20 protein-coding genes and 1 other RNA gene are annotated in these 24,815 nt (G+C 30.0%); 16 read left to right on the top strand and 5 right to left on the bottom strand.

Translation table 11 applies throughout. The features are described from left to right. Positions 1–6 precede the first annotated feature (6 nt). The 4 genes from BLV71_RS14620 to BLV71_RS14605 are packed head-to-tail and all read left to right on the top strand — an operon-like array spanning position 7 to position 3,075. Complete coding sequence (locus tag BLV71_RS14620; protein ID WP_369813938.1) at positions 7–726, top strand: sulfurtransferase; 720 nt, start codon at positions 7–9, stop codon at positions 724–726. 8 nt (positions 727–734) lie between these two features. Further along, positions 735–1,058 (top strand): hypothetical protein, encoded by a 324-nt coding sequence (locus BLV71_RS14615; protein ID WP_143032797.1) that lies wholly within the window; start codon positions 735–737, stop codon positions 1,056–1,058. Continuing rightward, entirely contained in the window at positions 1,058–1,885 is an 828-nt protein-coding gene (locus BLV71_RS14610) for an N-formylglutamate amidohydrolase (RefSeq protein WP_093871257.1), read from the top strand. Before BLV71_RS14615 ends, BLV71_RS14610 begins: the two co-directional genes overlap by 1 nt. Positions 1,886–1,926: 41 nt before the next feature. Continuing rightward, positions 1,927–3,075, top strand: coding sequence for a flavohemoglobin expression-modulating QEGLA motif protein (locus BLV71_RS14605; RefSeq protein ID WP_093871256.1), 1,149 nt, complete (start codon positions 1,927–1,929; stop codon positions 3,073–3,075). Between the two features lie 3 nt (positions 3,076–3,078). Here BLV71_RS14605 and BLV71_RS14600 read toward each other — a convergent pair whose 3' ends face one another. Beyond that, on the bottom strand, positions 3,079–3,591 hold the full coding sequence (locus BLV71_RS14600; protein WP_093871255.1) for a DUF7935 family protein: 513 nt from the start codon (positions 3,589–3,591) through the stop codon (positions 3,079–3,081). Between the two features lie 196 nt (positions 3,592–3,787). Between BLV71_RS14600 and BLV71_RS14595 the strand changes: the two genes are divergently transcribed. Genes BLV71_RS14595 through murA form a run of 3 tightly spaced genes read left to right on the top strand, consistent with a single transcriptional unit; the run spans position 3,788 to position 8,124 of the window. Continuing rightward, positions 3,788–6,118 carry an ATP-dependent helicase gene (locus tag BLV71_RS14595; protein ID WP_093871254.1) on the top strand — a complete coding sequence of 777 codons (2,331 nt, stop codon included), beginning with the start codon at positions 3,788–3,790 and terminating at the stop codon, positions 6,116–6,118. Between the two features lie 47 nt (positions 6,119–6,165). Continuing rightward, the gene (locus BLV71_RS14590; RefSeq protein ID WP_093871253.1) at positions 6,166–6,810 is read left to right on the top strand and encodes a DUF4290 domain-containing protein; all 645 of its coding nucleotides are present in this window, start codon (positions 6,166–6,168) and stop codon (positions 6,808–6,810) included. Beyond that, positions 6,811–8,124, top strand: coding sequence for a UDP-N-acetylglucosamine 1-carboxyvinyltransferase (murA, locus tag BLV71_RS14585; protein WP_093871252.1), 1,314 nt, complete (start codon positions 6,811–6,813; stop codon positions 8,122–8,124). A gap of 80 nt (positions 8,125–8,204) precedes the next feature. Here murA and BLV71_RS14580 read toward each other — a convergent pair whose 3' ends face one another. After that, positions 8,205–8,399, bottom strand: coding sequence for a hypothetical protein (locus BLV71_RS14580; protein ID WP_093871251.1), 195 nt, complete (start codon positions 8,397–8,399; stop codon positions 8,205–8,207). Between the two features lie 217 nt (positions 8,400–8,616). On the opposite strand from BLV71_RS14580, the gene BLV71_RS14575 reads away from it, so the two are divergent. From BLV71_RS14575 to BLV71_RS14540, 8 genes are all read left to right on the top strand, one after another. Continuing rightward, a complete protein-coding gene (locus tag BLV71_RS14575; RefSeq protein ID WP_093871250.1) occupies positions 8,617–9,177 on the top strand; it encodes a nucleotide exchange factor GrpE in 561 nt (186 codons plus the stop codon). A 67-nt stretch (positions 9,178–9,244) separates the two neighbouring features. Continuing rightward, positions 9,245–10,375: a molecular chaperone DnaJ gene (dnaJ, locus tag BLV71_RS14570; RefSeq protein ID WP_093871249.1), complete on the top strand. Its 1,131-nt coding sequence runs from the start codon at positions 9,245–9,247 to the stop codon at positions 10,373–10,375. Positions 10,376–10,693: 318 nt separating this feature from the next. Continuing rightward, positions 10,694–11,000, top strand: an RNA gene (gene rnpB / locus BLV71_RS14565) — RNase P RNA component class A. Between the two features lie 320 nt (positions 11,001–11,320). Then, entirely contained in the window at positions 11,321–14,098 is a 2,778-nt protein-coding gene (locus BLV71_RS14560; RefSeq protein WP_093871248.1) for a bifunctional aconitate hydratase 2/2-methylisocitrate dehydratase, read from the top strand. Between the two features lie 174 nt (positions 14,099–14,272). Then, positions 14,273–16,540, top strand: a complete 2,268-nt coding sequence (locus BLV71_RS14555; protein ID WP_093872050.1) for an aconitate hydratase — start codon at positions 14,273–14,275, stop codon at positions 16,538–16,540. Between the two features lie 108 nt (positions 16,541–16,648). Then, positions 16,649–17,320: a Crp/Fnr family transcriptional regulator gene (locus tag BLV71_RS14550; protein WP_093872049.1), complete on the top strand. Its 672-nt coding sequence runs from the start codon at positions 16,649–16,651 to the stop codon at positions 17,318–17,320. Between the two features lie 73 nt (positions 17,321–17,393). Then, positions 17,394–18,278: a hypothetical protein gene (locus tag BLV71_RS14545; protein WP_093871247.1), complete on the top strand. Its 885-nt coding sequence runs from the start codon at positions 17,394–17,396 to the stop codon at positions 18,276–18,278. 69 nt (positions 18,279–18,347) lie between these two features. Beyond that, a complete protein-coding gene (locus BLV71_RS14540; RefSeq protein ID WP_093871246.1) occupies positions 18,348–18,821 on the top strand; it encodes a DUF6495 family protein in 474 nt (157 codons plus the stop codon). A gap of 9 nt (positions 18,822–18,830) precedes the next feature. Here BLV71_RS14540 and BLV71_RS14535 read toward each other — a convergent pair whose 3' ends face one another. Both BLV71_RS14535 and BLV71_RS14530 read right to left on the bottom strand, forming a co-directional pair. Beyond that, entirely contained in the window at positions 18,831–20,582 is a 1,752-nt protein-coding gene (locus BLV71_RS14535; protein ID WP_093871245.1) for an amidohydrolase, read from the bottom strand. 21 nt (positions 20,583–20,603) lie between these two features. Then, the gene (locus tag BLV71_RS14530; RefSeq protein WP_093871244.1) at positions 20,604–21,284 is read right to left on the bottom strand and encodes an SIR2 family NAD-dependent protein deacylase; all 681 of its coding nucleotides are present in this window, start codon (positions 21,282–21,284) and stop codon (positions 20,604–20,606) included. Positions 21,285–21,331: 47 nt separating this feature from the next. On the opposite strand from BLV71_RS14530, the gene BLV71_RS14525 reads away from it, so the two are divergent. After that, positions 21,332–22,009: a TrmH family RNA methyltransferase gene (locus BLV71_RS14525; protein WP_093871243.1), complete on the top strand. Its 678-nt coding sequence runs from the start codon at positions 21,332–21,334 to the stop codon at positions 22,007–22,009. A 48-nt stretch (positions 22,010–22,057) separates the two neighbouring features. On the opposite strand, the gene BLV71_RS14520 is transcribed toward BLV71_RS14525, so the two are convergent. Continuing rightward, positions 22,058–24,715: a T9SS type A sorting domain-containing protein gene (locus BLV71_RS14520; protein WP_093871242.1), complete on the bottom strand. Its 2,658-nt coding sequence runs from the start codon at positions 24,713–24,715 to the stop codon at positions 22,058–22,060. Positions 24,716–24,815 lie beyond the last annotated feature (100 nt).

Raw genomic sequence — 24,815 nt, 5'->3', positions numbered from 1 at the left:
TGATAGATCAAAAAAAAACAGATTGTAAATGCTGTTTTTTTTGATCTTAAAAATGTATTCTTAAAAAAAGAAGCTAAATACCCTAATACCTTACCTTCTGAAGAAAATTTTGAAAAAGAGGTTCGTAAACTTGGGATAAATAATAATAGTTGTATTGTGGTTTATGACGATATAGGAATGTATTCATCTCCTAGAGTTTGGTGGCTGTTTAAAACTTTTGGTTTTAACAATATAACTGTTTTAAATGGTGGTTTACCAGCTTGGAAAAAAGCTGGTTTAATAACAGAAAAACCTAAAGAAAGAGAACTTTTTATTGGAGATTTTCAAGCCAATTTTCAACCAGATAAAGTTAGTTATACTGAAGAAGTTATAGAAGCCTCAGTAAATAATAAAAAATTTATTTTAGATGCTCGTTCGAAAGGTAGATTTGAAGCTAATGAACCTGAACCTAGAGCAGATTTAAGAGGGGGACATATACCAACATCCTATAGTTTACCATATACTGAGGTACAAAAGAATGGTAAAATGAAAAGTAAAGATGAACTTAAAGTTCTTTTTGTTAAAAAAAATAATAATGATTTTCCAATAATTTTTACTTGTGGTTCAGGAATAACTGCTTGTATATTAGCTTTGGCTGCAGATATAGCAGAAATTAAAAATTATACTATATATGATGGTTCATGGACGGAATGGGCTAGTAGATTAGAGTTACCTATTGAAAAATAATAATGATTATGAGTTGGACTAAAGAAGAATTTAGAACCTATGTGCTATTGTTTGTAGCCCATTGTAACTATATAGAAACAAAAGAAGAAAGTGAATATATAATTTCAACTATTAATGAGGATTTATATAATAAAATTCATACTGAAATAGTAATGGATGCTGATGAAGAAGTCAAATTGCTAAAGGTACGTGAATATTTAGAAGATAATAGTTACTCTGAAAATGATAAAAAATTACTACTTGAAGATATTAAGAAAGTAATTTTTGCAGATGGAACTGTTGATATATTAGAAAAGAAGACATATGCTTTTTTAAAGAAAATTTTAAGTTGATGGAAAAGTTAACCATTGAACAAATAGTTTTAAAAATTGAATCTGAAGATGTTTTTGAAGCGGTTTGTAGTGATTATTCTTTTACACTAAAAATAGATAAATATGTTCCTTATGTTTGTGGTGCTGTTCATGATGGTCATCAATTCAGAAAAGAATTATGGAATAATTGTTTGCATACCGAATATGAACGTTGGTATGAAGAAGATCCAGCAACAAAGCAAATGATTCAATCACATCCTATTGTAATTGCAGGATTAGACTCACGGTTTGAATACGACTTAAATAGAACTCCAGAAACAGCTATTTATTCAGATGCTTGGGGAAAAGAATTATGGAAAGAACCATTACAAGAAGAATTGAAAGTTAAAAGTTTAATAAAACACATGAACTTTTATAAAATAGTAGGTGTTTTAATTTCAAAAATTGAAAATAAATTTGGAACTTGTATAGTTTATGATATGCATTCATATAACTGGAAAAGATGGGATAGAGAAGTACCTACATGGAATTTAGGGACTTTAAATATTAATAATAAAAAGTTTATTGATGAAATAGAATCATGGAGAACTATTTTAGAGAAAATGCCGTTGCCAAATGGTATAAAATCAACAGCTAAAATAAATGATACATTTCAGGGTAATGGATATTTTTTAAAATATATTACTCAAAATTTCAAAAACACATTGGTTTTAGCTACCGAGATAGCTAAAATTTATTGTGACGAGTTAGAGCAAATAATGTATCCAGAAGTGGTTTTAGCTGTAGAAAAATATTTAGAAGTAGGCTTAAAAAAACATGCAGAAGCTTTTTATCTAAAATATAAATAATAAAATACAAAACCTTTTAAAGGAGCCTTACAATTAATCATATGCAAGTAGCAAGTACAGCACTTTTTAAAATAGATAAGAAAATAGATAAACTTGTTAAGAAAATAGAACTTTTAAATTATGTAAATCCAATAAATATAGAAGAAGAGAAAAAACGTTTTTTTAAATCTAAATATTTAACTGATCCAGTTTTTAAATACCCTAAAAGAGATTTTGATAAATTTAAAATTCATCAAAAATTTTTCACACAGCCTTTAGAATCTATAGAAAACGAGCAGATTAGAGATTTATATGAAGATATTATTTATTTCTACTCAGGTATAGTAAGATGTATTGAAACTGTAGGGAAAGGTAAAAGGTTTTATTATAATAGTTTACATTCTTTTGGAACACCTACAGAGCAAGATGTTGAAAATGCAAAATTTATATTACATTTTGAAGAAGAAAACAAAAAAGATAAAATATTTAAACCAAAGTATACATCAGAAGAAGCTACATCTATTTTTAAAGAATATGCTAACCGATATGATTTCTCATTCAATATAAAAGAATCTTCAGCCATGGGAGCAATAGCTATGGTTTTAAATAATATTCAAACTTTAGTGTTAAATAGTAATCATAGATTCTCAAAAAATGAAATGGGAATTCTAACCAATCATGAAATAGGTGTACATATGGTTACAACTATGAATGGTTTATTACACAAATTAAAAATATTTTCACATGGCTTTCCTAATAATGAAGAAACTCAAGAAGGTTTAGCAGTATTTAGTGAATACATGTCTGGTAATTTAACCATAAAACGATTAAAAGAACTAGCTTATAGAGTTATAGCTGTAGATAGTTTAGCTAAAGGGTATTCTTTTTCAAGAACATTTAGAATGTTACATAATACATATGATTTGGGAAAAGAACAAGCTTTTTATATTACAACAAGAGTGCATCGAGGAGGAGGATTGACAAAAGATTATTTATATTTAACTGGATTAAAAAAAATATACGATTATTATAAGTCAGGAAAAGACCTAAATTTGTTAATAACAGGGAAAGTTTCTTTAGAGTATTTAGAAGATATTAAATATTTAATAAAAAACAAATATGCAGTGCCTCCTATACATATAACAGATGCTTACGCAGAAAACTTAAATACAAATAAAACTCTAGATTTTATTCTTGAAAACTTAAAATAATAATTATAATAACTTTTTAACATCCTGTTTTAAAAAAGTAACCACCATTTCTGTAGGGTTTTCTTCCTTGCTATAATCAATTAAAACATTTTCACGTAAATCTTTTGAGGTTTCTGAGCTTTCTGCAACTTTTCTTAATTTAGCTATGATTGCTAATTTAGATGTTAACACAGCTTTCCAACTATTATCTGAAATATAAAGTTGTTGAACTAAATTGTGTTCAAACTCCTGTTCAATACTTGCTATGAGCAATTGTAAATAATCTTCGGTTTTATTCCCAATAGGATTAACACGAACTAATAATTTTGTAGGATTTATACGCTCACAAAACAATAACATTCTTTCGTAAGCTTGTAATTTTATAGGTAAGCTTTCTTTTTTCTTTTGAATTAAAGCATTAAATTTCTTCTCGTTATTATCTTGCTTAATAAAAGCACTTAAAATAAAATAAGCAACTCCTCCTGTTACTAATGCAGGCAAAGCATATGCCAGTCCTTCAATAATTTTATCTTCCATCTTAAAATATAGATTCTATGAAACGCTAATATACAAGTCTTCTTTAAAAACCAAATATAAAAATATAAAAATAGGATCAGAAAAAACATCTAAAAAAGTAAATAATAGACTGTGAATAAAAAAATGCCAACATATTTTATAAAACCTAAAAGAATGGTTAATTTTCCGTTTTTAAATTCTTTCAATTTATATTTCTTTGAACACTTATTTAGAGCAACTTAACGAACCACAAAGAGCAGCCGTTTTACAAAAAGATGGCCCAATGATAATTATTGCAGGAGCAGGGTCTGGTAAAACACGTGTGTTAACCTTTCGGATTGCACATTTAATGCAAGGAGGTGTCGATTCTTTTAACATTTTATCACTAACATTTACAAATAAGGCAGCTCGTGAAATGAAAGAGCGTATTGGTAGTGTTGTAGGATACAGTGAAGCGAAAAACTTATGGATGGGAACATTTCACTCTGTTTTTGCGCGTATTTTAAGGTCTGAGTCTGATAAACTTGGATACCCTTCAAATTTTACAATTTACGATTCTCAAGATTCAGTACGTTTAATAACTGCAATTATTAAAGAAATGAACTTGGATAAAGACCGATACAAGCCAAAGCAAATATTAGGTAGAATATCATCATTTAAAAATAGTTTGATTACTGTTAGAGCTTATTTTAATAATTCAGATTTACAAGAAGCAGACTTACAGGCAAGCAGACCAAAAGTAGGGGAGATATATAAAGAATATGTTGATAGGTGTTTTAAGTCTGGAGCAATGGACTTTGATGATTTACTATTAAGAACGAATGAGTTATTAGCGCGTTTTCCAGAAGTGTTAGCTAAATATCAAGATCGTTTTAGATATATTATGGTTGATGAGTATCAAGATACCAATCATTCGCAATATTTAATAGTAAGAGCATTAGCAGACCGTTTTCAAAATATATGTGTTGTTGGTGATGATTCACAAAGTATTTATAGTTTCCGTGGTGCTAACATCAATAACATTTTGAATTTTCAAAAAGATTATCCAGATGTTAAAACGTTTAAATTAGAACAAAATTATCGATCTACAAATAATATTGTAGAAGCTGCAAATAGTGTTATTGATAAAAATAAAACGAAGCTAGATAAAGAGGTATGGACAGCAAATGATCCCGGAGAAAGTATTAAAATCATGCGAACTATTTCTGATGGAGAGGAAGGAAGATTTGTAGCTCAATCTATCTGGGAAAATCAAATGAATCATCAATTAACAAACAATGATTTTGCAATTTTATATAGAACCAATGCTCAGTCAAGAGCAATGGAAGATGCTTTAAGAAAGAAAGATATTAAGTATAAAATTTATGGAGGTATTTCATTTTATCAACGTAAAGAAATTAAAGATTTATTATCTTATTTACGCATACTAATAAATCCAAATGATGAAGAAGCTTTAAAAAGAATTATTAATTACCCTGCACGTGGTATTGGTGCTACAACTCTTGATAAATTAGCAATAGCTGCTAATCATTATAAAAAGTCAATTTTTGACATTATTAAGCATATTGACAAAATAGATATTAAAATAAATTCTGGAACAAAAACAAAGTTGCAAAATTTTATAAATATGATGCAACGATTGCAAATTGAAGCACAAACTAAAAATGCATTTGAAATGGCAGATTTAGTAGTGAAACAAACGCAATTAGTTAAAGATTTACAAAAAGACGGTACACCTGAAGGTGTTAATAAAGTTGAAAATGTTCAAGAATTATTAAATGGTATTAAGGATTTTATAACAGATAAAATTGAAACCGGAGAAGATGCATCACTTACTTCATTTTTAGAAGATGTAGCTTTAGCAACTGATTTTGATAGTGAAAAAGATGATACACCTAGAGTCTCATTAATGACTATACATTTATCTAAAGGTTTAGAGTACCCTTATGTTTATATAGTTGGTTTAGAAGAAAGTTTATTTCCTTCAGCCATGAGTATGAATACACGAAATGAATTAGAAGAAGAAAGACGCTTGTTTTATGTAGCACTTACAAGAGCTGAAAAAGTAGCTTATTTAACTTATGCACAAACACGTTATAGATGGGGTAAACTTACTGATGGTGAACCAAGTCGTTTTTTAGAAGAAATTGATGAAAAGTATGTTGAATATCTGGCACCAAAAGTACCTGAACCTTCAGCGAATAGATTTATAGATGCAAGTTTATTTGGAGATGAAGATTCATCTAAAAAAATTAGATTTCAAAAACCAATTCAAAAGAAGAGAAAAGAATTTTTAGCTAAGAAGGAAAAAGCAACAATGGTACCTCCGAAAAGTAAAATGAAAAAGGTGTCAGAAGCTACTTCAAAAACTAATTTGTTTGATGGTGAAATTGTAGTTGGAAATATTGTTGAACATAACCGTTTTGGAACTGGTAAAGTACTGGCATTAGACGGTAAAGGACCCAATAAAAAAGCAGAGATTGAGTTTGGAACTGTAGGTAAAAAGAAATTATTATTACAATTCGCAAAATTAAAAGTAATAGGATAAGTTATTCATAATAATTACTTATTTTGCATACATATAAAAATAGAGAAATGACGTTTGATTTAGAATATAATTCAGGGAGAACTACTTTAATTATTCCAGAATATGGAAGACATATACAAAAATTAGTCAATCATTGTATTGAACTTGAAGAAAAAGAAGAAAGAAATAAAATGGCGAAGGCCATTATACATGTAATGGGTAATTTACAACCTCATTTACGTGATGTTCCTGATTTTAAGCATAAATTATGGGATCAGTTACATATTATGGCTGATTTTAAATTGGATGTAGATTCTCCTTATGAAACCCCATCAAAAGAAGAGTTAACTGAAAAGCCAACAAAACTAGATTACCCAAAATCGGCATCAAAATATCGTTTTTATGGAAATAATATCCAAACAATGATAGATGTAGCTTTAACTTGGGAAGATGGAGATATGAAAGAAGCTTTAATTTTTACCATAGCTAATCATATGAAAAAATGTTATTTAAACTGGAATAAAGATACTGTTGAGGATGGAGTAATATTGGATCATTTATATGATTTATCTGATGGTAAACTAGATATAAGAAATACTGAAGAGAGCTTATCTGAAAGTAAAAACTTACTTCGTAAAAGAAATAATCAAGGTCACCATAAAAATAACACAAAAACAAAATCTAATAACAACAACAAATACAGAAAAAAATAAATGGCATCATTTAAAATTGAAGGAGGTCAAAAATTAAATGGAACAATTACGCCTCAAGGAGCAAAAAATGAAGCTTTACAAGTTATTTGTGCTGTTTTATTAACTTCAGAAAAAGTAATAATTAATAATATTCCTGATATTCTTGATGTAAATAAGCTTATTTTTATTTTAGGTGAATTAGGAGTAGAAGTAGAAAAATTATCGGCAAATTCATACAGTTTTCAAGCAGATGCCATTAATTTAGAATACCTAGAAAGTGCAGAATTCAAAAGAGATGGAAGTTCTTTAAGAGGATCAATTATGATTGTTGGGCCATTATTAGCTCGTTTTGGAAAAGGATACATACCAAGACCAGGAGGTGATAAAATAGGGCGTCGTCGTTTAGATACTCACTTTGAAGGGTTTATTAATTTAGGGGCTAAATTTCGTTATAACAGAGAAGAGTATTTTTACGGTGTAGAAACAGATACAGGTTTAGAAGGTACTGATATGTTACTAGATGAAGCCTCAGTAACAGGAACTGCAAACATTATTATGGCTGCAGTTTTAGCTAAAGGAAGAACTACTATTTATAATGCAGCTTGTGAGCCATATATTCAACAGTTATCAAAAATGTTGAATAGCATGGGAGCAAAAATTTCAGGAGTTGGATCTAATTTATTAATTATTGATGGTGTTAAAGAGTTAAATGGTTGTGAACATACTATTTTACCTGATATGATTGAAATAGGAAGTTGGATTGGTATGGCAGTAATGACTAGATCTGAACTTACTATAAAGAACGTGAGTTGGGCTAATTTAGGTCAAATACCAAATGTATTTAGAAAACTAGGAATTACTCTTGAGAAAAAAGGAGATGATATTTATATTCCTGAACAAGAGAATTATGAAATTCAAAATTATATAGATGGTTCTGTTTTAACTGTAGCAGATGCTCCATGGCCTGGATTTACTCCAGATTTATTGAGTATCGTATTGGTAGTTGCTACTCAAGCTAAAGGAACTGTATTAATTCATCAGAAAATGTTTGAGAGTCGATTGTTTTTTGTTGATAAGTTGATTGATATGGGCGCTAAAGTTATTTTATGTGATCCTCATAGAGCAACTGTTATTGGTCATAATTTTCAAAGCCAGTTAAAAGCAACTAAAATGACTTCACCAGATATTAGAGCTGGAATATCATTGCTAATAGCAGCTTTATCAGCTAAAGGAACCAGTATTATTCATAATATTGAACAAATTGATAGGGGGTATGAAAATATAGAAGAACGATTAAGAGCAATAGGTGCAAAAATCGAAAGAATAGAAGATTAATTAATAAACAATTATTTTTTTAAATATAAAACCAGCTACATATAGTAGCTGGTTTTCTTTTTTTGTGTAATCTTTAATAATTACATTTCTTCGTTACAAGTATATACCTGTGGACAAGCAATAATATTATGACAATAGAAAGGACCAGTAACTCTTCCAGCGCAATCGCAACCACATTTTTTAGGATCTTCAAGCGAGATACCTCCTGTAAAGTTTTTTTGTTCTTTCTTAGTTAAAATTGAAACTCCAGTAATACTTAATAAATTTTTCTTCATAATTAATGAGGGACTTAAATGTTTATAATTTTTATTTTAAACTGCTATAAAAGTATAGATTAAATATGTTAAAAAAAAGGTAAATTCATATTTGATGTGTTAAAATTATAAAAATTACTTTTAGTTAAAAAAAACACATGGTGTCATTATGACATTATTTTTTTATTGGCAGTATTCTTGTTTAAGTAAATTAAGAATATAAAAGAAAAGATTTACAATGAGTAAAGATCAATATACCAAAGAAGATGAATTAAAAGATGCTATTGATAATTCTGAGCTAGAAGGAAATCAAGAAGAAGCTAAGAAAAATGTTGAAGTTGAGGCAAAAGAAGAGCCTTCAGCTGAGCAATTAATTCAAATAGAAAAAGATAAATATTTACGTTTATTTGCAGAGTTTGAGAATTATAAAAAAAGAACTTCCAAAGAACGTATAGAGTTGTTTAAAACAGCAAATCAAGAAGTAATGACAGCTTTACTGCCAATTATGGATGATTTTGATAGAGGATTGGTAGAGATAAAAAAAAGTGAAGATTCTGAATTGTTTACAGGGATTGAACTTATTAGTAATAAGTTAAAAAACACTTTAACTCAAAAAGGGTTAACAGCTATAGAGGTAAAAGCAGGAGATGATTTTGATTCTGAAATCCATGATGCTATTACACAAATACCAGCTCCAACAGAAGATTTAAAAGGTAAAATCATAGACTGTGTAGAAAAGGGGTATAAATTAGGAGATAAAATTATCCGTCACCCGAAAGTGGTTATGGGTCAAGCATAAACAATTAATAATTCAATTAATAATTACCAACTGCTATTGTTAATTGTTAATGGTCAATTGAAATAATATGGCAAAACAAGATTATTACGAAATATTAGGTATATCAAAATCAGCTTCTCAGTCTGAAATTAAAAAGGCATATCGAAAAATGGCTATAAAGTATCATCCAGATAAAAATCCTGGAAATACTGAAGCTGAAGAAAAGTTCAAGCTTTGTGCTGAAGCCTATGAGGTTCTTAGCGATGATAATAAAAAAGCTCGTTATGATCAATATGGTCATGCTGCTTTTGAAGGAGGTCAAGGTGGCTTCGGAGGTGGAGGAGGAATGAATATGGATGACATATTCAGCCAATTTGGAGATATTTTCGGAGGTGCATTTGGTGGTGGATTTGGAGGCTTCGGCGGAGGCGGAGGTCAACGTCAAGCTAGAGTTAAAGGAAGTAACCTTCGTATACGAGTAAAACTTACTTTAGAAGAGATAGCTAATGGAGTAGAGAAAAAAGTTAAAGTACGTAGAAAAGTTCAAGCAGACGGAGTTACATATAAAACTTGTACAACATGTAATGGTAGTGGACAACAAATGCGTGTTACAAATACTATATTAGGTAGAATGCAAACAGCAACTACTTGTGGTACTTGTCATGGAGCTGGAGAAATGCTAAATAAGAAACCTTCTGGAGCTGATGCGCAAGGAATGGTTGTAAAAGAAGAAACTGTATCTATTAATATTCCTGAAGGTGTAACTGAAGGTGTTCAGTTAAAAGTTGGAGGAAAAGGTAATGAAGCTCCAGGAAAGAATTCTATATCTGGAGATTTATTAGTGTTAATTGAAGAAGTTCAACATGATACATTAAAAAGAGAAGGAAGTAATATTCATTACGATTTATATGTTAATTTCTCTGAAGCTGTATTAGGTGTCTCAAAAGAAATAGATACCGTTACAGGTAAAGTTAAAATTAAAATTGACCCAGGTACTCAATCTGGTAAGATTTTAAGGTTAAAAGGTAAAGGATTACCAAGTATTGAACGTTATGGTAATGGTGATTTTTTAATTCATATAAATGTTTGGACTCCTCAAGAGTTGACAAAAGATCAGCGTAAGTTTTTTGAGCAAATGCAAACAGATGAGAACTTTAGCCCTAACCCACAGAAAAATGATAAATCTTTCTTTGAAAAAGTAAAAGACATGTTTTCTTAATAAAGAAAATAAACTACTTTTTTATTAGATAATATTTTATAAAAGTTATATATTTGTAAGTGTCTAGAAGACGTTCTAGACACTTTTTCTTTTTCATAGCAATTTTCCCACTCAATCTTTGAGTGGGTTTTTTTATGATTTTAAAAGTTAAATAAAAAAATATTAAAAATGGTTTTTTAGTGTTGGTTATTAAAATAATATCATATATTTGCAGTGTCTAGAAGACGTTCTAGACACTTTTTCTTTTTCATAGCAATTTTCCCACTCAATCTTTGAGTGGGTTTTTTATGAAAAAAGTTGAAAATATATAAAGATAATTAAGCAGACCTATCTTATCGACTTATATTTAGTATAAGTAGGAAAGTCTGGACACCAAAGAGTAGCATAGCGGATAACAACCGTCCGGTGTAAACCGAGGACAAGTGCAACAGAAAGAATGTACAGGTAATGCTGTAGTGAAACCAGGTAAACTCTATGCGGTGCAATGTCATGTACATTAGAGCTTGAGCGCTACTCGCGCGATTCTAAGGGGTAGGCAGATTGATTTTACAAGTAATTGTAAAACTAGATAAATGATAAGAGCCTTTTTAAGGAACAGAATCCAGCTTATTGGTCTGCTTTTTTAATTTTTATATAAACTTCACATTCTTACAATTCTTCTTGAATGTTAATTTGATAAAAAATTAACAAATAACAATGTGTAATTTATTGATTTTGGTGTTTTTTTATGGTTTTGATACGTTTTGTTTACTAATAAGCCTAGTTAAGTGATTATTTTTTAATTTCGACTTAAAATACTACTTTTGCATAGCAAAAATTAACAAAAATAGACTACATGTCTATAGGTACTAACATGATTAAAGGTGCTTGTATTTAGCTCTAATAGTTGAAATAATACAATAAGGGGATTGTAATAGCACTTTTAACAATAAAAAAACTTATATAATGAGTATTTATAAAGATTATATAAAAGAAATTGAGGAAAGAAAAGTTCAAGGTCTTCATCCTAAACCAATTGATGGTAGTTCACTAATAAGTGAAATTATTAAGCAAATAAAAGATATTGATAATGAGTATAGAGAAGATTCTCTTAACTTTTTTATTTATAACGTTTTACCAGGTACAACAAGTGCAGCTGGTGTTAAAGCTAAATTTTTAAAGGAGATTATTCTTGGGGAGTTTGTTTTAAAAGAAATTTCACCTTCTTTTGCTTTTGAACAATTAGGTCATATGAAAGGAGGTCCTTCTGTAGAAGTACTTCTTGATTTAGCTTTAGGAAATGATATTTCTATAGCTAATGAAGCTGCTAAAGTATTAAAAACTCAAGTTTTTTTATACGAAGCAGATACAGAACAATTAGAGAAAGCATATAAAGCAGGAAATACTATAGCTAAAGAATTAATAGAGAGTTATGCTCAAGCAGAATTCTTTACAAAGTTACCAGAAATTGAGGAAGAAATAGAAATTGTAACTTTTGTTGCTGGTATTGGTGATATCTCAACAGATTTATTATCTCCAGGAGCAGATGCACATTCAAGATCAGATCGTGAATTACATGGTCAGAGTATGTTTGAGCATAATAAAGAAATGCAAAAGGAATTATTAGCATTAAAAGAAAAGCATCCTAATAAGCGCGTGATGTTAATTGCCGACAAAGGAACTATGGGAGTTGGATCTTCTAGGATGTCTGGTGTAAATAACGTTGCTTTATGGACAGGTATTTCTTCAAGCCCATATGTGCCATTTATTAATATTGCTCCTGTAATTGCAGGAACTAATGGTATTGCACCAATTTTCTTAACAACAGTTGGGGTAACTGGTGGTATTGGTATCGATTTAAAAAACTGGGTAAAGCAAAAAGATGCTGATGGAAATACGATTGTTGACGAAGAAGGAGAAGCAATTTTAAAAGAAGAGTATTCTGTTGCTACAGGTACTGTATTTACTATAAATACAAAAACAAAACAATTGTTTAAAGGTGATAAAGTAGTAAAAGATATTTCTACAGCTTTAACACCACCAAAAAAGGAGTTCATTAAAGCAGGAGGTTCTTATGCTGTTGTTTTTGGTAAGAAATTACAAAGCTTTGCTTGTAAAGTTTTAGGTATAGATGTACCACAAGTTTATGCAGTGTCAAAAGAAGTTTCTATTGAAGGACAAGGGTTAACTGCTGTTGAAAAAATATTTAATAAAAACGCTGTTGGAACTACACCAGGTAAAACATTACACGCTGGTTCTAATGTAAGAGTTGAAGTAAATATTGTAGGATCTCAAGACACTACAGGTTTAATGACTTCTCAAGAATTGGAGATGATGGCTGCAACAGTAATTTCACCTATCGTTGATACAGGTTATCAATCAGGGTGTCATACAGCTTCAGTTTGGGATGATAAGTCTAAAGCTAATATACCAAGATTAATGAAGTTTATGAATGATTTCGGGTTAGTTACTGCACGTCACCCAGAAGGGAAATATCATGCAATGACGGATGTAATTCATAAAGTATTAAATGATATTGCAGTTGATGATTGGGATGTAATCATAGGTGGAGATTCACATACACGTATGGCTAAAGGTGTTGCTTTTGGAGCGGATTCAGGAACAGTTGCTTTAGCATTAGCTACCGGTGAGGCTACTATGCCAATTCCAGAGTCTGTAAAGGTTACTTTTAAAGGAGAGATGAAATCCTACATGGATTTCCGTGATGTGGTTCACGCTACTCAAGAACAGATGTTAAATCAGTTTGAAGGGGAGAATGTTTTCCAAGGAAAAATTATAGAAGTACATATTGGTACATTAACTTCTGATCAAGCATTTACATTTACAGATTGGACTGCTGAAATGAAAGCAAAAGCATCTATTTGTATTTCTGAAGATGATACGTTAATAGAATCATTAGAAATCTCTAGAGATCGTATTCAAATTATGATTGATAAGGGGATGGATAATCCTAAGCAAGATCTTAAAGGATTAGTAGATAAAGCAAATAATCGTATTCAAGAAATTAAAACAGGAACTAAATCGGCATTAAAGCCAGACGCAGATGCTAAATACTATGCTGAAGTTGTTATCGATTTAGATAAGATAGTTGAACCGATGATTGCTGATCCAGATGTGAATAATGAGGATGTATCTAAGCGTTATACGCATGATAATATTCAACCATTATCTTTTTATGGAGGAATTAAAAAAGTAGATTTAGGTTTTGTTGGTTCGTGTATGGTACATAAAGGAGACATGCAAATATTGGCACAAATGCTTAAAAACGTTGAGGCTCAAAAAGGAGAAGTAGAGTTCAAAGCACCTTTAGTTGTTGCACCACCTACATATAATATTGTAGATGAATTAAAAGCAGAAGGTGATTGGGAAGTTCTAGAAAAATATGCCGGATTTGTATTTGACGATAGTGCTCCAAAAGCAGTTGCAAGAACTAAGTACGAAAATAAATTATATTTAGAACGTCCAGGATGTAGCTTATGTATGGGTAACCAAGAAAAAGCAGAACCAGGAGATACTGTAATGGCTACTTCAACTCGTTTATTCCAAGGAAGGGTAGTAAGAGATACTGATGCTAAAAAAGGTGAATCTTTATTATCTTCAACACCTGTAGTTGTTTTGTCTTGTATATTAGGAAGAACACCTACTATGGAGGAATATGAAGCTGCTGTAGAGGGTATTGTATTAACTAAATTTAAACCATCTCAAAAGCAATTAGTAATGTAATATTATATTGTTTTTTTAATATATAAAAATCTGAGTTTTTAACTCAGATTTTTTTTATGACATATATTAATCAATTAATTAGATGTTTGTATTGGTATTAATTATAAAGGAATCAAGTAGTTTACATGATTTTTTGTTAAATTGAGACTTGAAACAAAAACTAAACAAAAATATATGGCTTTCGATATTGAAATGATAAAAGAGGTGTACCAAAAGGTAGTTGAAAGGGTGGATGCTGCTCGTAAAATTACCGGTAAACCTTTAACACTAGCAGAGAAAATATTATATACTCACTTATGGGATGGAGCCCCAAATACAGCATTTATAAGAGGAAAAGACTATGTAGATTTTGCACCAGATAGAATTGCTTGTCAAGATGCTACTGCTCAAATGGCATTATTGCAATTTATGCAAGCTGGGAAAAAAAATGTAGCAGTACCAACAACTGTTCATTGTGATCATTTAATTCAAGCAAAAGTAGGAGCAGACAAAGATTTGCAAGCTGCTTTAAATAATAGTAATGAAGTATTTAATTTTTTAGAATCAGTATCTAACAAATACGGAATTGGTTTTTGGAAGCCTGGAGCAGGTATTATACATCAAGTTGTACTTGAAAATTATGCATTCCCTGGTGGAATGATGATTGGTACAGATTCTCATACTGTAAATGCAGGAGGGTTAGGTATGGTAGCCATTGGAGTTGGAGGAGCAGATGCAGTAGATGTGATGGCAGGAATGCCCTGGGAACTAAAATTCCCTAAATTGATAGGAGTTAAGTTAACAGGCAAATTATCTGGTTGGACTGCACCAAAAGATGTTATTTTAAAAGTAGCTGGTATTGTTTCAGCTAAAGGTGGAACTGGTGCTATTGTAGAATATTTTGGTGAAGGAGCTAAAGCAATGTCTTGTACAGGGAAAGGTACAATTTGTAATATGGGTGCAGAAATAGGAGCTACTACTTCTACTTTTGGCTATGATGAATCAATGGAACGTTACTTACGTGCTACAGATAGAAGTGATGTTGCAGATGCTGCTAATAAAGTTAAAGATTATTTAACTGGTGATGCTGATGTATATGAAAACCCTGAACAGTATTTTGATCAGGTTATTGAAATTAATTTATCAGAATTAAGTCCTTTATTAAACGGGCCATTTACTCCAGATTTATCTACCAAGGCTGGTGAGGAAATGACAACTAAAGCTAATGATAATGATTGGCCATTACAAGTTGAATGGGGGTTAATAGGTTCTTGTACAAATTCGTCTTATGAAGATTTGTCTAGAGCAGCATCAATTGCTCAACAAGCTATTGATAAAGGATTAAAAACAAAAGCAGAATTTGGTATTAATCCAGGTTCAGAAAAAGTAAGATATACGGCTGATAGAGATGGTATTTTAGAAGTTTTTGAAAATTTAGATGCAACGATTTTTACCAACGCATGTGGACCGTGTATTGGTCAATGGGCACGTTATGAAGATCCTAAAAATGCACCTAAAAACTCTATAATCCATTCATTCAATAGAAATTTTGCAAAACGGGCTGATGGAAATCCAAATACACATGCCTTTGTGGCATCCCCTGAATTAGTGGCAGCAATTACTATTGCTGGACGTTTAGACTTTAATCCAATGACAGATAAGTTAATTAATGAAAATGGAGAAGAGGTAATGTTAGATGAACCAACAGGATGGGAACTGCCTCCTAAAGGTTTTGAGGTAAAAGATGATGGGTATTTAGCTCCTGAAGAAGATGGAAGTGGTGTAGAAATAAAAGTTAATCCTGATTCTGAACGATTAGAATTATTAACACCATTTATTCCATTAGGAACTGAAATTAACGGGGCTAAATTATTAATTAAAGCTCATGGAAAATGTACAACAGATCATATTTCTATGGCTGGACCATGGTTACGTTATCGTGGACATTTAGATAATATATCTAATAATTGTTTAATTGGAGCAGTAAATGCTTATAATATGAAAACTAATTTTGTAAAAAATCAGTTAAATGGTGATTATGATGCTGTACCAAAAACAGCAAGAGCTTATAAGGCGGCGAATGTAAAAACAATTGTTGTTGGTGATCATAATTATGGAGAAGGATCGTCTAGAGAGCATGCCGCTATGGAACCTCGTCATTTAGGGGTGGCTGCAGTATTGGTAAAATCATTTGCTCGTATTCATGAAACAAACTTAAAAAAACAAGGAATGTTAGGTTTAACGTTTTCAAATGAAACTGATTACGATTTAATTCAAGAAGATGACACATTTAATTTTCTAGATTTAAATAAATTTAGTCCAGGAAAACCACTAACAATTGAAGTGGTTCATTCTGATGGGGCTAAAGATATTGTTATGGCAAATCATACATATAATGAAGGTCAAATAGAGTGGTTTAAAGAAGGTTCAGCCTTAAACTTAATAAAAAAGCAAAACGCTTAGCATTAATATTCTATATAATTACAAAAAAGCTCTGGTATTTACCAGAGCTTTTTTGTAATGTATGTACTTTTTTTTAGACAAAATATCAGAACCTTAAAACTACATGTTATGAGTGCAATTTGGTATTTTGAAGATATTAACTTATTTAAGATATTATGCCCACATAAATATCCTACATATAAAGAAAATCACAAGGTAAACTCTTATAAGAAAAGCGATTATATCTATTTTGAAGAAGATACTGCCAATAAAATTTATCTTATTGATAAAGGTAAAGTTAAAATAGGGTACTATACAGAAGAAGGTGATGAAGTTATAAAGTCAATTCTTACAAAAGGTGAAATTTTTGGAGAGAAGGCAATTTTGGGGGAGGATAAGAGAAATGAATTTGCACAATCTATTGATAATACTACTTCTATTTGTCCAGTTTCAAAAGACACTATGTATGAATTGATGAGAGATAATGTTTCTGTGAGTTTTAAAATTTACAAGTTTATTGGCTTACGAATGAAAAAACTTGAAAGAAGGTTACAATTATTATTATATAAAGATACCAGAACACGTTTAATTGAGTTTTTTAATGAATTATGTGACGATTATGGGTATGAATGTGATGAAACGGGAGACCATATAATAAAACACCCTTATACTCAAAAAGACATAGCAACTTTAATTGGCACTTCAAGACCAACATTAAATACATTGATGAATGAGTTAAAAAGTGAAGAAATCATAGATTTTAAAGGAAAAGAGTTAAGATTATTAAAAAAAGTAGCTTAAGTGTTAGATAGCTAACATTTTAATATAATCATCTAAAATATCTTTGTAGGAGTAATCTTAAAAACAAAAAACAATGAGAAAAATATTTTTAGGTGTTTTAGCTGTAACTGCTTTAGCTTTTACTTCTTGTAGTGATGATGATACTACTGCACCAAGTACATCTGTATTAAATGTAAATATTAATGGTTTAGAAAATTTGGGAGCCAACTTTAAATATGAAGGTTGGATTATTGTAAATGGAGCACCAGTTACAACAGGAGTTTTTACAGTTGATGATTCTGGTAAATTATCAAAAACATCATTTGTGGTTAGTTCAGCACAACTTGCTGTAGCTACAAAATTTGTTTTATCAATAGAACCAGCAAATGATACTGATCCTAAACCAGCCGATACTAAAATTTTAGCTGGAGATTTTACTAGTAATACAGCAAGTATTTCTTCATCAGGTATAGTAGGGGATTTTTCAAAATCAGCAGGAAAATACATATTAGCAACACCAACAGATGGGATGGCAAATAATGAGCGTAGTGGTGTTTGGTTTTTAGATAATTCAAGTGGTAGTGCTACAACAGGATTAACATTACCAACATTATCAGCAGGATGGAAGTATGAAGGATGGGTAGTAATGAATGGAACTCCAGTAAGTACAGGTACTTTTACAGACCCTGCAAAAGCTGATGATAATGCGGCAACTTCTACTTTTAAAGGAGGTATGGGGAATGGTCCAGGATATCCAGGTGAAGATTATATACAAAATGCACCAACAGGATTAATATTTCCAACTGATTTAAGAGGTAAAAAAATAGTTATATCTGTAGAACCAGATCCTGATAATAGTACTAAACCATTTGTTTTAAAGCCGTTAGCTCATGATGTGCCTGCAGATGCAGTAGATCACAAAGCTTATGCAATGGGTAATGGACCAGTATCTGCAATTACTGGTACAGTAACACGATAGTTTTTTGTTTATAAGTCTTTAAAATTTAAGAGTAATCAAGTATCTTTGATTGCTCTTATTTTTTTTAGAATGAAGTATAGTCAATTAACAAAAGAACAGTTTGAAAGTTTGCATAATGAGTTTGCTAGATTTTTAGCAACGCAAAGTATAGATGTGAACGAATGGAATCAAATTAAGAAGGAAAAACCAAAAGTTGCTGAAGATGAAATGAATGTTTTTAGTGATGTTGTTTGGGATGATGTACTTAGTAAAACTGAATACTTAGAACATTTTTCTCCAAGAGTTTTAAACCTTTTTAAATGTGAAAAAGAAAATATTCATAGAATTGTTGTGCAAATAACTAATAAAGAAATAAATTTATTAGAACAAGAAGGGTATGAATGGTTACTAAAAAACACACAGAGTAAAGAGGTAGAAATTTTAGAAGGAACCAAAGGTTATAATGAAGAAAGAAATACTGAACTATTTGATTTAATACAGAAAGGGAGTTCTATTTCTAAAGGAGAGCTGTTTGAGTATTTTAATAAATTAATAACGAGTTAGTAAAGAATATTAATAAACAACTTCATTACCATTAATAAAAGTTTTGATACATTTAATTTCACCAATTTCATTTGTTTTTAAAGTATAAGGGTTTTTATTTACAATAATAAAATCAGCGTATTTTCCTTTTTCTAAAGAACCAATTTTATCTTCTTTATGTATTTGAAAAGCAGCATTTATAGTTAAAGTTTTAATTGCTTCTAATAAATTTATTCGCTCGTTTATACCAATTATATTACCTTCTTTAGTTTTTCTTTCAATTGCAGTTTGGATCAATCTAAAAGGATTACTTTCAAACATTGGTTGATCTGCATGTAGTGTACTTTTTATATTTTCATTAAGTGTAGATTTTATAGCTAATATTTTACTTGTTTGTTTTTTTCCTAAAATATCATTATTCAACGCTTCTCCATAGTACAATAAGTGATTTATATGAAAGCTAGGGAGTAACTGTAGTTTTTTTATTCTTAATATCTCTGAATTAGGTAACATTAAACAGTGTTCTAAACGATGTCTAGAATTACTATAATCTAGCTCACTTTTCAGTTCATCAAAAACATTAACTGTTTCAGTTATTGCAGCATTACCTTGTGTATGAATAGCTATTTGCCATCCTTTATTATGGTATGTTTTAATAAACTGTTTTAATTTTTCTTTATTAATAAGAGCTTTTCCCTTTGTATTAGGTGGTATATGCAATTTTTTAGTAGTTAATTTTGAAATAAGATAAGGATCATTCATGTACATTGAACCTGTGTATGGAGATCCATCATACCAGTGTTTTATACCAATGATATCATAAAAATCATTTATTTCTCCCTTTGTTTTAGGTAAAATATGTGCCATATCATGGCGTACATATATAAAATGTCGAGGAGTTGGAATTCTTTCAGGAAGTTGTTTAATCAAGGTTAAAAAATTACCTAACAAACTAGGTTTTTTATCAGATAGATGTTTCATTAAAATTAATGGTTTAGAATCATTAATTGTTAATCCAGTTGAAACTATAGTTGTATTTCCATTTTTAGCATATTTTTTCATTACTTTTTTAGAAGAATTACTCAATAATTTAGGAGTAAGCACTTCAGTTTTTAATTTCTCAATGAACGGTTTAAAAGCTTCTTGTTCTATAATTAAACCTGTTAAATTACCTAAAGAATCTTTTTCATAATAACTTTTTTTCGAATGGTTTTTAACAGTATTATTGATACCAACACTTTCAAAAGCTTTTGTATTAACCCAATAACTGTGTAAACTTTGGCTAAAAATAACTACTGGGTTATTAGGTGCAATTTGATCTAAATATTTTAAAGTAGGAGTTTTTAAATCGGGAACTAAAACAGGATCTAACCCTTTAAAAACTAACCATTCATTTTTAGTAACATTTTTTACACAGCTTTCAAAATAACTCCAAACATCAGAATTACTCTCATGCTTAAAACCTGATAAATCATACATTTTTTCAAAAAACATGGATAAAGCAAAATGTGTATGAACATCTATAAAACCAGGCATAACCGTTGCTCCTTTAAGATTTATTTTTTTTACAGTTGAGTTTTTAAATAACTTAATATCTCCAATTTCTTTTATAATTCCATCTTCAACCAACATAGCATTAGCATTTGGTAGTTCATTATTAATAGTAATTATATTAGCATTAAAATAGAGAGTAGGTGGGGCTTTTTTAAAGTCATTTTTTGAAAATATAAAAACAATAATTGATATCAAAAAAAATGAAATGAGTAGTTTTATCTTTTTCATTGTTTGAATTGTTAGATTTTATTATAGTAAAAAGCGTAATAACTTTTCAGTACCAGTACTAGCTACTTCATTAATAATAGTTAAGTTGTTAAAATCATTCTTACTAACAGCTGGTTTCGGATCAATAAAATAAATAGGAGTGTTTATTGAAATGTAACTAATCAAACTAGCTGCAGGGTAAACTTGCATAGAAGTACCAATAATAACTAAAATATCAGCTTTTTTAGTAATTTCAATAGCCTTTTCAAGCATAGGAACATCTTCACCAAACCATACAATGTGTGGGCGTAATTGAGAATTATATTCACACAAATCACCTAAATTTATGTCATCACTCCAGTTATAAATTGCATGTTCATTTTTAGTACTTCTAGCTTTTAACAATTCACCATGTAAATGTAATATATTAGAACTACCAGATCTTTCATGTAAATCATCTACATTTTGAGTAATAATATTGACATTAAAATATTTTTCTAATTCAGTTAAATTATAATGCGCTTTATTAGGAGCGACAGTAGTAAGTTGTTTCCTACGTTCATTATAAAAATTTAAAACAAGTTTAGGATTTGCAGCAAAACCTTGAGGAGAAGCAACTTCATAAATATCATGACCTTCCCATAAACCATTTGCATCTCTAAAGGTATTAATACCACTCTCAGCACTAATACCAGCACCAGATAAAATAACTAAATTTTTCATATCAAAAATTAAACCTCTAAAATATGAAAATTTAGTATGTTTGCTACATGATTGATGAAGGATTATTAGCTTATTTAGAAGGATATATTACAGAAAAACGTAAAAATACTTTTCATAAAGTATTAAGTAATAGAACTCGCCATTTTACAGTAGTTTTAGAAGATATTTTTCAACCACATAATGCAAGTGCAGTAGTAAGGAGTTGTGATATTTTTGGTATTCAAGATGTGTATGCTATAGAAAATAAATTTACCAATAAAGTATCAAGGCATGTAGCTAAAGGTAGTCAGAAGTGGTTAAATATTAACCGTTTTAAAGAAGATGGAGATAATACAAAAGTATGCTTAGAGGAATTACGTACCAAAGGATATCAAATAATTGGAACGACTCCACATACAGACTCCTGTGTGTTGTCTGATTTTGATGTTACCAAAAAATCTGCTTTTGTATTTGGAGCTGAGAAAGACGGTATATCAGATTATATAAAAGAAGAAGCTGATGGTTTTTTAAAAATACCTATGGTTGGTTTCACTGAAAGTTTAAATATATCGGTAGCCGCTGCAATTACTTTACAAGATATAACATCTCGTATTCGTAAAACTACTATTGATTGGCAATTAAATGATGATGAAAAGCAAGTTTTATATTTTAATTGGATAAAAAATACTATTAAAAACCCAGATAAGATTATTGATCATTATTATGAAAAGAAAAACGTATTATAATTTTCAAGTTGAATAGTATAATACGTTTTTAATAAGTAAAAATAATAACTATTGAATTATTATCTTTTTACTCATTTTTTGATTTTTATCTCCCAAAATATTAGCTATATATATACCAGGAGTAAGTTGTGAAGTATTAATTGTAGCTTCATTATTTATAAGTGTAACATCATTTTTTGTCAGTACTTTTTTACCTAAAATGTTATAAAAATCGATATTAAGTTTTGAGCTTATAGAATTTTTTAATTGTAAAGTTATAAATTCATTTGCAGGAGTAGGGTATACGTTAAAATTAGTTTTAAATGCAACATTGTTATCATCAATAGATAACGAGCGAGTATCTATTTTGAAATCTAATATCCCTGAGCCCCAAGAAGCAAAGCGAACTGTGTTTATTGACGGAATATAGTCTACATCTGTTGCATTAAAAAAACCAATTCCTTCTGCAATTGAGTACCATTTTTCTTTAGCTACATCAAAAACATAAGGACCAATATCAGTTCCTGCAAATACAAATTCACCACCAGAAGTAACAACCATTCCACTAGTTTGTGCATCAATTCCACTAGGGAAATCTCCTGTAATGTCAATCCAAGTTTGTCCTCCATCTTTTGATAAAATTGAGCCTACATTATTTGTACTAGGTCCACAAAATAAAATCCAATTGTCATCATTAGGTAATACAACTCCGCTACCTATATCACCTCTTCCAATAACTTCATTAGTTTTAGAAAAAGGTGTAGTTATTTCTGTGTCAAAAGTGGTTCCTCTATCTTCTGAAATAAATACTTTACCATCTTGAAGCATATACAATTTATCTGGATTAAGTGTTGCCTGAGCTAAAGCTGCTACATGATTAGTACCTTTATCAACGGTATGAGAGGTAATTGAAGTACCATCCCATGTTACTCTATTTAAATCTTTTGATAATACCCACATATTTTTATCTGAATCTGTACGATCTATATATGTTTGAACGTAGGCCATTGCAGTTTTTTTTGTAAAGCTAACTGAGTATTCATCTTTAAACTGACGATTTATTTTACTTATTGATTGAAAAGCTCCAGTGTTACTATATATTTTAACAGGAGCATATACTTTCGTACCTTGTCTTTGCCATTTCCAAGCATATTTTCCATCATGACTGTTAATTGGAGGGCCATCACCACCAATACTTTGATAAAAATCTAATACCTCTTTATTATCTTCTCTTTTACTATCATCATTTATAATACTTCCACTTCCTTGATCTTGAGTACTGTAATAAATATGATTAGGGTTACTATATCCAGTAAATAAATTATTTCTATATATTAATGGGTTTATGGTATTGATAACATTTAAGTTAATATAATGAGCATCCTTATATCCAGTATTGTTAAAAGCAGTTCCTTCATTAGGGAAATCTTCCCATTCTTTGTAGGATATAAAAATCCCGCCGTCACTGCACCTTACAGAAAATAAATCTCCTGTACTATTATAAAAAAATTGAGAAGATTGAAAATCTGGATGGTAATTAAATCGAATTCTATTATAATAGTCTTCAGTATTTAAACTCGTACCATTTTGATATCTACCCCAACCTGTAGTTGTTGAATGGTTTGTGTTTAATTTATCTAAAGAAATTATAGGTTGTGAGTATCCAGCAATTGAAATGCTAGGATTTTCTGGATGTGCTGCAAAGAATTTACCAGGTGACATTTTTACTGTTCTATTACCATAATAATTTCCTTTAGGGTGTTTGTTAACCCAGGTTTTTCCTTCATCGTTAGACACCCAATAGTTTTTATCTTCCGTAATATAAAGAACTCTACTATCTCCACCAATACTAAATAACCTACTTCCGTGGTTAGTGGTATAGGTTCCTAATTTTGAAAAATCAGTTTTTTTATCATTTAATTTATAAAAGGTACCTCCATGAGCTAAAAAGATAGCTTCAGAATTTGCTTGTAGATCGTATCTGGGAGTATATAAAAAACTATTTTCTTTAGTATTAAATTCTTTAAGTAAAAAGAAGTTAGCTCCTTTATCAGTAGAAAAAAATACCAATTGACCATTAGTTACATATATAGTATGATCATCTTGTCTGTTGATAATAGAACTAGTATTAGCATCTGGTAATCCATTTGATTGAGACCATGTAGTTCCATCATCATCAGAGTAATATAGTGGACCATTTTCAATATGGGCAACTAACCTTGTGATTGAGTCGATTTTAAAAGCAAATAAATTTTGATATCTGTTTGGCCAATTTGCAGTAAGTACTTTAAAGTCATCTCCACCTTTACCCGTTTTTGGGTTGTAAACGGTTCCTTTAAAAATCAAAGCCTTTGAATTAAATTCACTAGCATAATGATTATGGCTTACTCCATATATAACATCTGTATCATCAAGCATTTCAGTAAATTTAAATGCTCCGGGCATGTTTTTAGGACCTCTGTTTTTCCAAGTACCTCTTAAATGACTTTCATCATAAGAATAGGAACGGCCTTTTTTATAATTGGTTTTTTTAGCTTTTGAAGACAACTTTTGAAGTATTTTTTGATGTCTAGCAGCTTGTTTTTCTGTCCAAATAGCATACTTGTCTGGGTTTTCCTCTTTCTTTTCCTTCTTATGCTTTTTAGGAATGTTTACTGAATTTTTTTTTTCTTTTTCGCAAGAGAGTAGGATTACCACTGCTAATGCATAGATAATTAGTTTATTCATGTCGGGGGGACTATAAGGTTTATCTAAATATACTATTTTTTTTGTAATTAATCAACTTATAGGTTTAATAATTAGGTGTTTATGTTTTTTTTAATGTTTT

This window comes from Tenacibaculum sp. MAR_2010_89, from assembly GCF_900105985.1.
In the GTDB taxonomy this organism is placed as follows: domain Bacteria; phylum Bacteroidota; class Bacteroidia; order Flavobacteriales; family Flavobacteriaceae; genus Polaribacter; species Polaribacter halocynthiae.
The sequence above is the reverse complement of the archived record's forward strand: the minus strand, read 5'-3'. Positions and strand labels throughout refer to the sequence as shown.

What these genes read in the sequence shown, in the direction of transcription:
- BLV71_RS14615 (WP_143032797.1), top strand. Translation starts at nt 735, where the DNA reads ATGAGTTGGACTAAAGAAGAATTTAGAACCTATGTGCTATTGTTTGTA.
- BLV71_RS14610 (WP_093871257.1), top strand. Translation starts at nt 1,058, where the DNA reads ATGGAAAAGTTAACCATTGAACAAATAGTTTTAAAAATTGAATCTGAA.
- BLV71_RS14605 (WP_093871256.1), top strand. Translation starts at nt 1,927, where the DNA reads ATGCAAGTAGCAAGTACAGCACTTTTTAAAATAGATAAGAAAATAGAT.
- BLV71_RS14600 (WP_093871255.1), bottom strand. Translation starts at nt 3,591, where the DNA reads ATGGAAGATAAAATTATTGAAGGACTGGCATATGCTTTGCCTGCATTA.
- BLV71_RS14590 (WP_093871253.1), top strand. Translation starts at nt 6,166, where the DNA reads ATGACGTTTGATTTAGAATATAATTCAGGGAGAACTACTTTAATTATT.
- murA (WP_093871252.1), top strand. Translation starts at nt 6,811, where the DNA reads ATGGCATCATTTAAAATTGAAGGAGGTCAAAAATTAAATGGAACAATT.
- BLV71_RS14580 (WP_093871251.1), bottom strand. Translation starts at nt 8,399, where the DNA reads ATGAAGAAAAATTTATTAAGTATTACTGGAGTTTCAATTTTAACTAAG.
- BLV71_RS14575 (WP_093871250.1), top strand. Translation starts at nt 8,617, where the DNA reads ATGAGTAAAGATCAATATACCAAAGAAGATGAATTAAAAGATGCTATT.
- dnaJ (WP_093871249.1), top strand. Translation starts at nt 9,245, where the DNA reads ATGGCAAAACAAGATTATTACGAAATATTAGGTATATCAAAATCAGCT.
- BLV71_RS14560 (WP_093871248.1), top strand. Translation starts at nt 11,321, where the DNA reads ATGAGTATTTATAAAGATTATATAAAAGAAATTGAGGAAAGAAAAGTT.
- BLV71_RS14555 (WP_093872050.1), top strand. Translation starts at nt 14,273, where the DNA reads ATGGCTTTCGATATTGAAATGATAAAAGAGGTGTACCAAAAGGTAGTT.
- BLV71_RS14550 (WP_093872049.1), top strand. Translation starts at nt 16,649, where the DNA reads ATGAGTGCAATTTGGTATTTTGAAGATATTAACTTATTTAAGATATTA.
- BLV71_RS14545 (WP_093871247.1), top strand. Translation starts at nt 17,394, where the DNA reads ATGAGAAAAATATTTTTAGGTGTTTTAGCTGTAACTGCTTTAGCTTTT.
- BLV71_RS14540 (WP_093871246.1), top strand. Translation starts at nt 18,348, where the DNA reads ATGAAGTATAGTCAATTAACAAAAGAACAGTTTGAAAGTTTGCATAAT.
- BLV71_RS14535 (WP_093871245.1), bottom strand. Translation starts at nt 20,582, where the DNA reads ATGAAAAAGATAAAACTACTCATTTCATTTTTTTTGATATCAATTATT.
- BLV71_RS14530 (WP_093871244.1), bottom strand. Translation starts at nt 21,284, where the DNA reads ATGAAAAATTTAGTTATTTTATCTGGTGCTGGTATTAGTGCTGAGAGT.
- BLV71_RS14525 (WP_093871243.1), top strand. Translation starts at nt 21,332, where the DNA reads ATGATTGATGAAGGATTATTAGCTTATTTAGAAGGATATATTACAGAA.
- BLV71_RS14520 (WP_093871242.1), bottom strand. Translation starts at nt 24,715, where the DNA reads ATGAATAAACTAATTATCTATGCATTAGCAGTGGTAATCCTACTCTCT.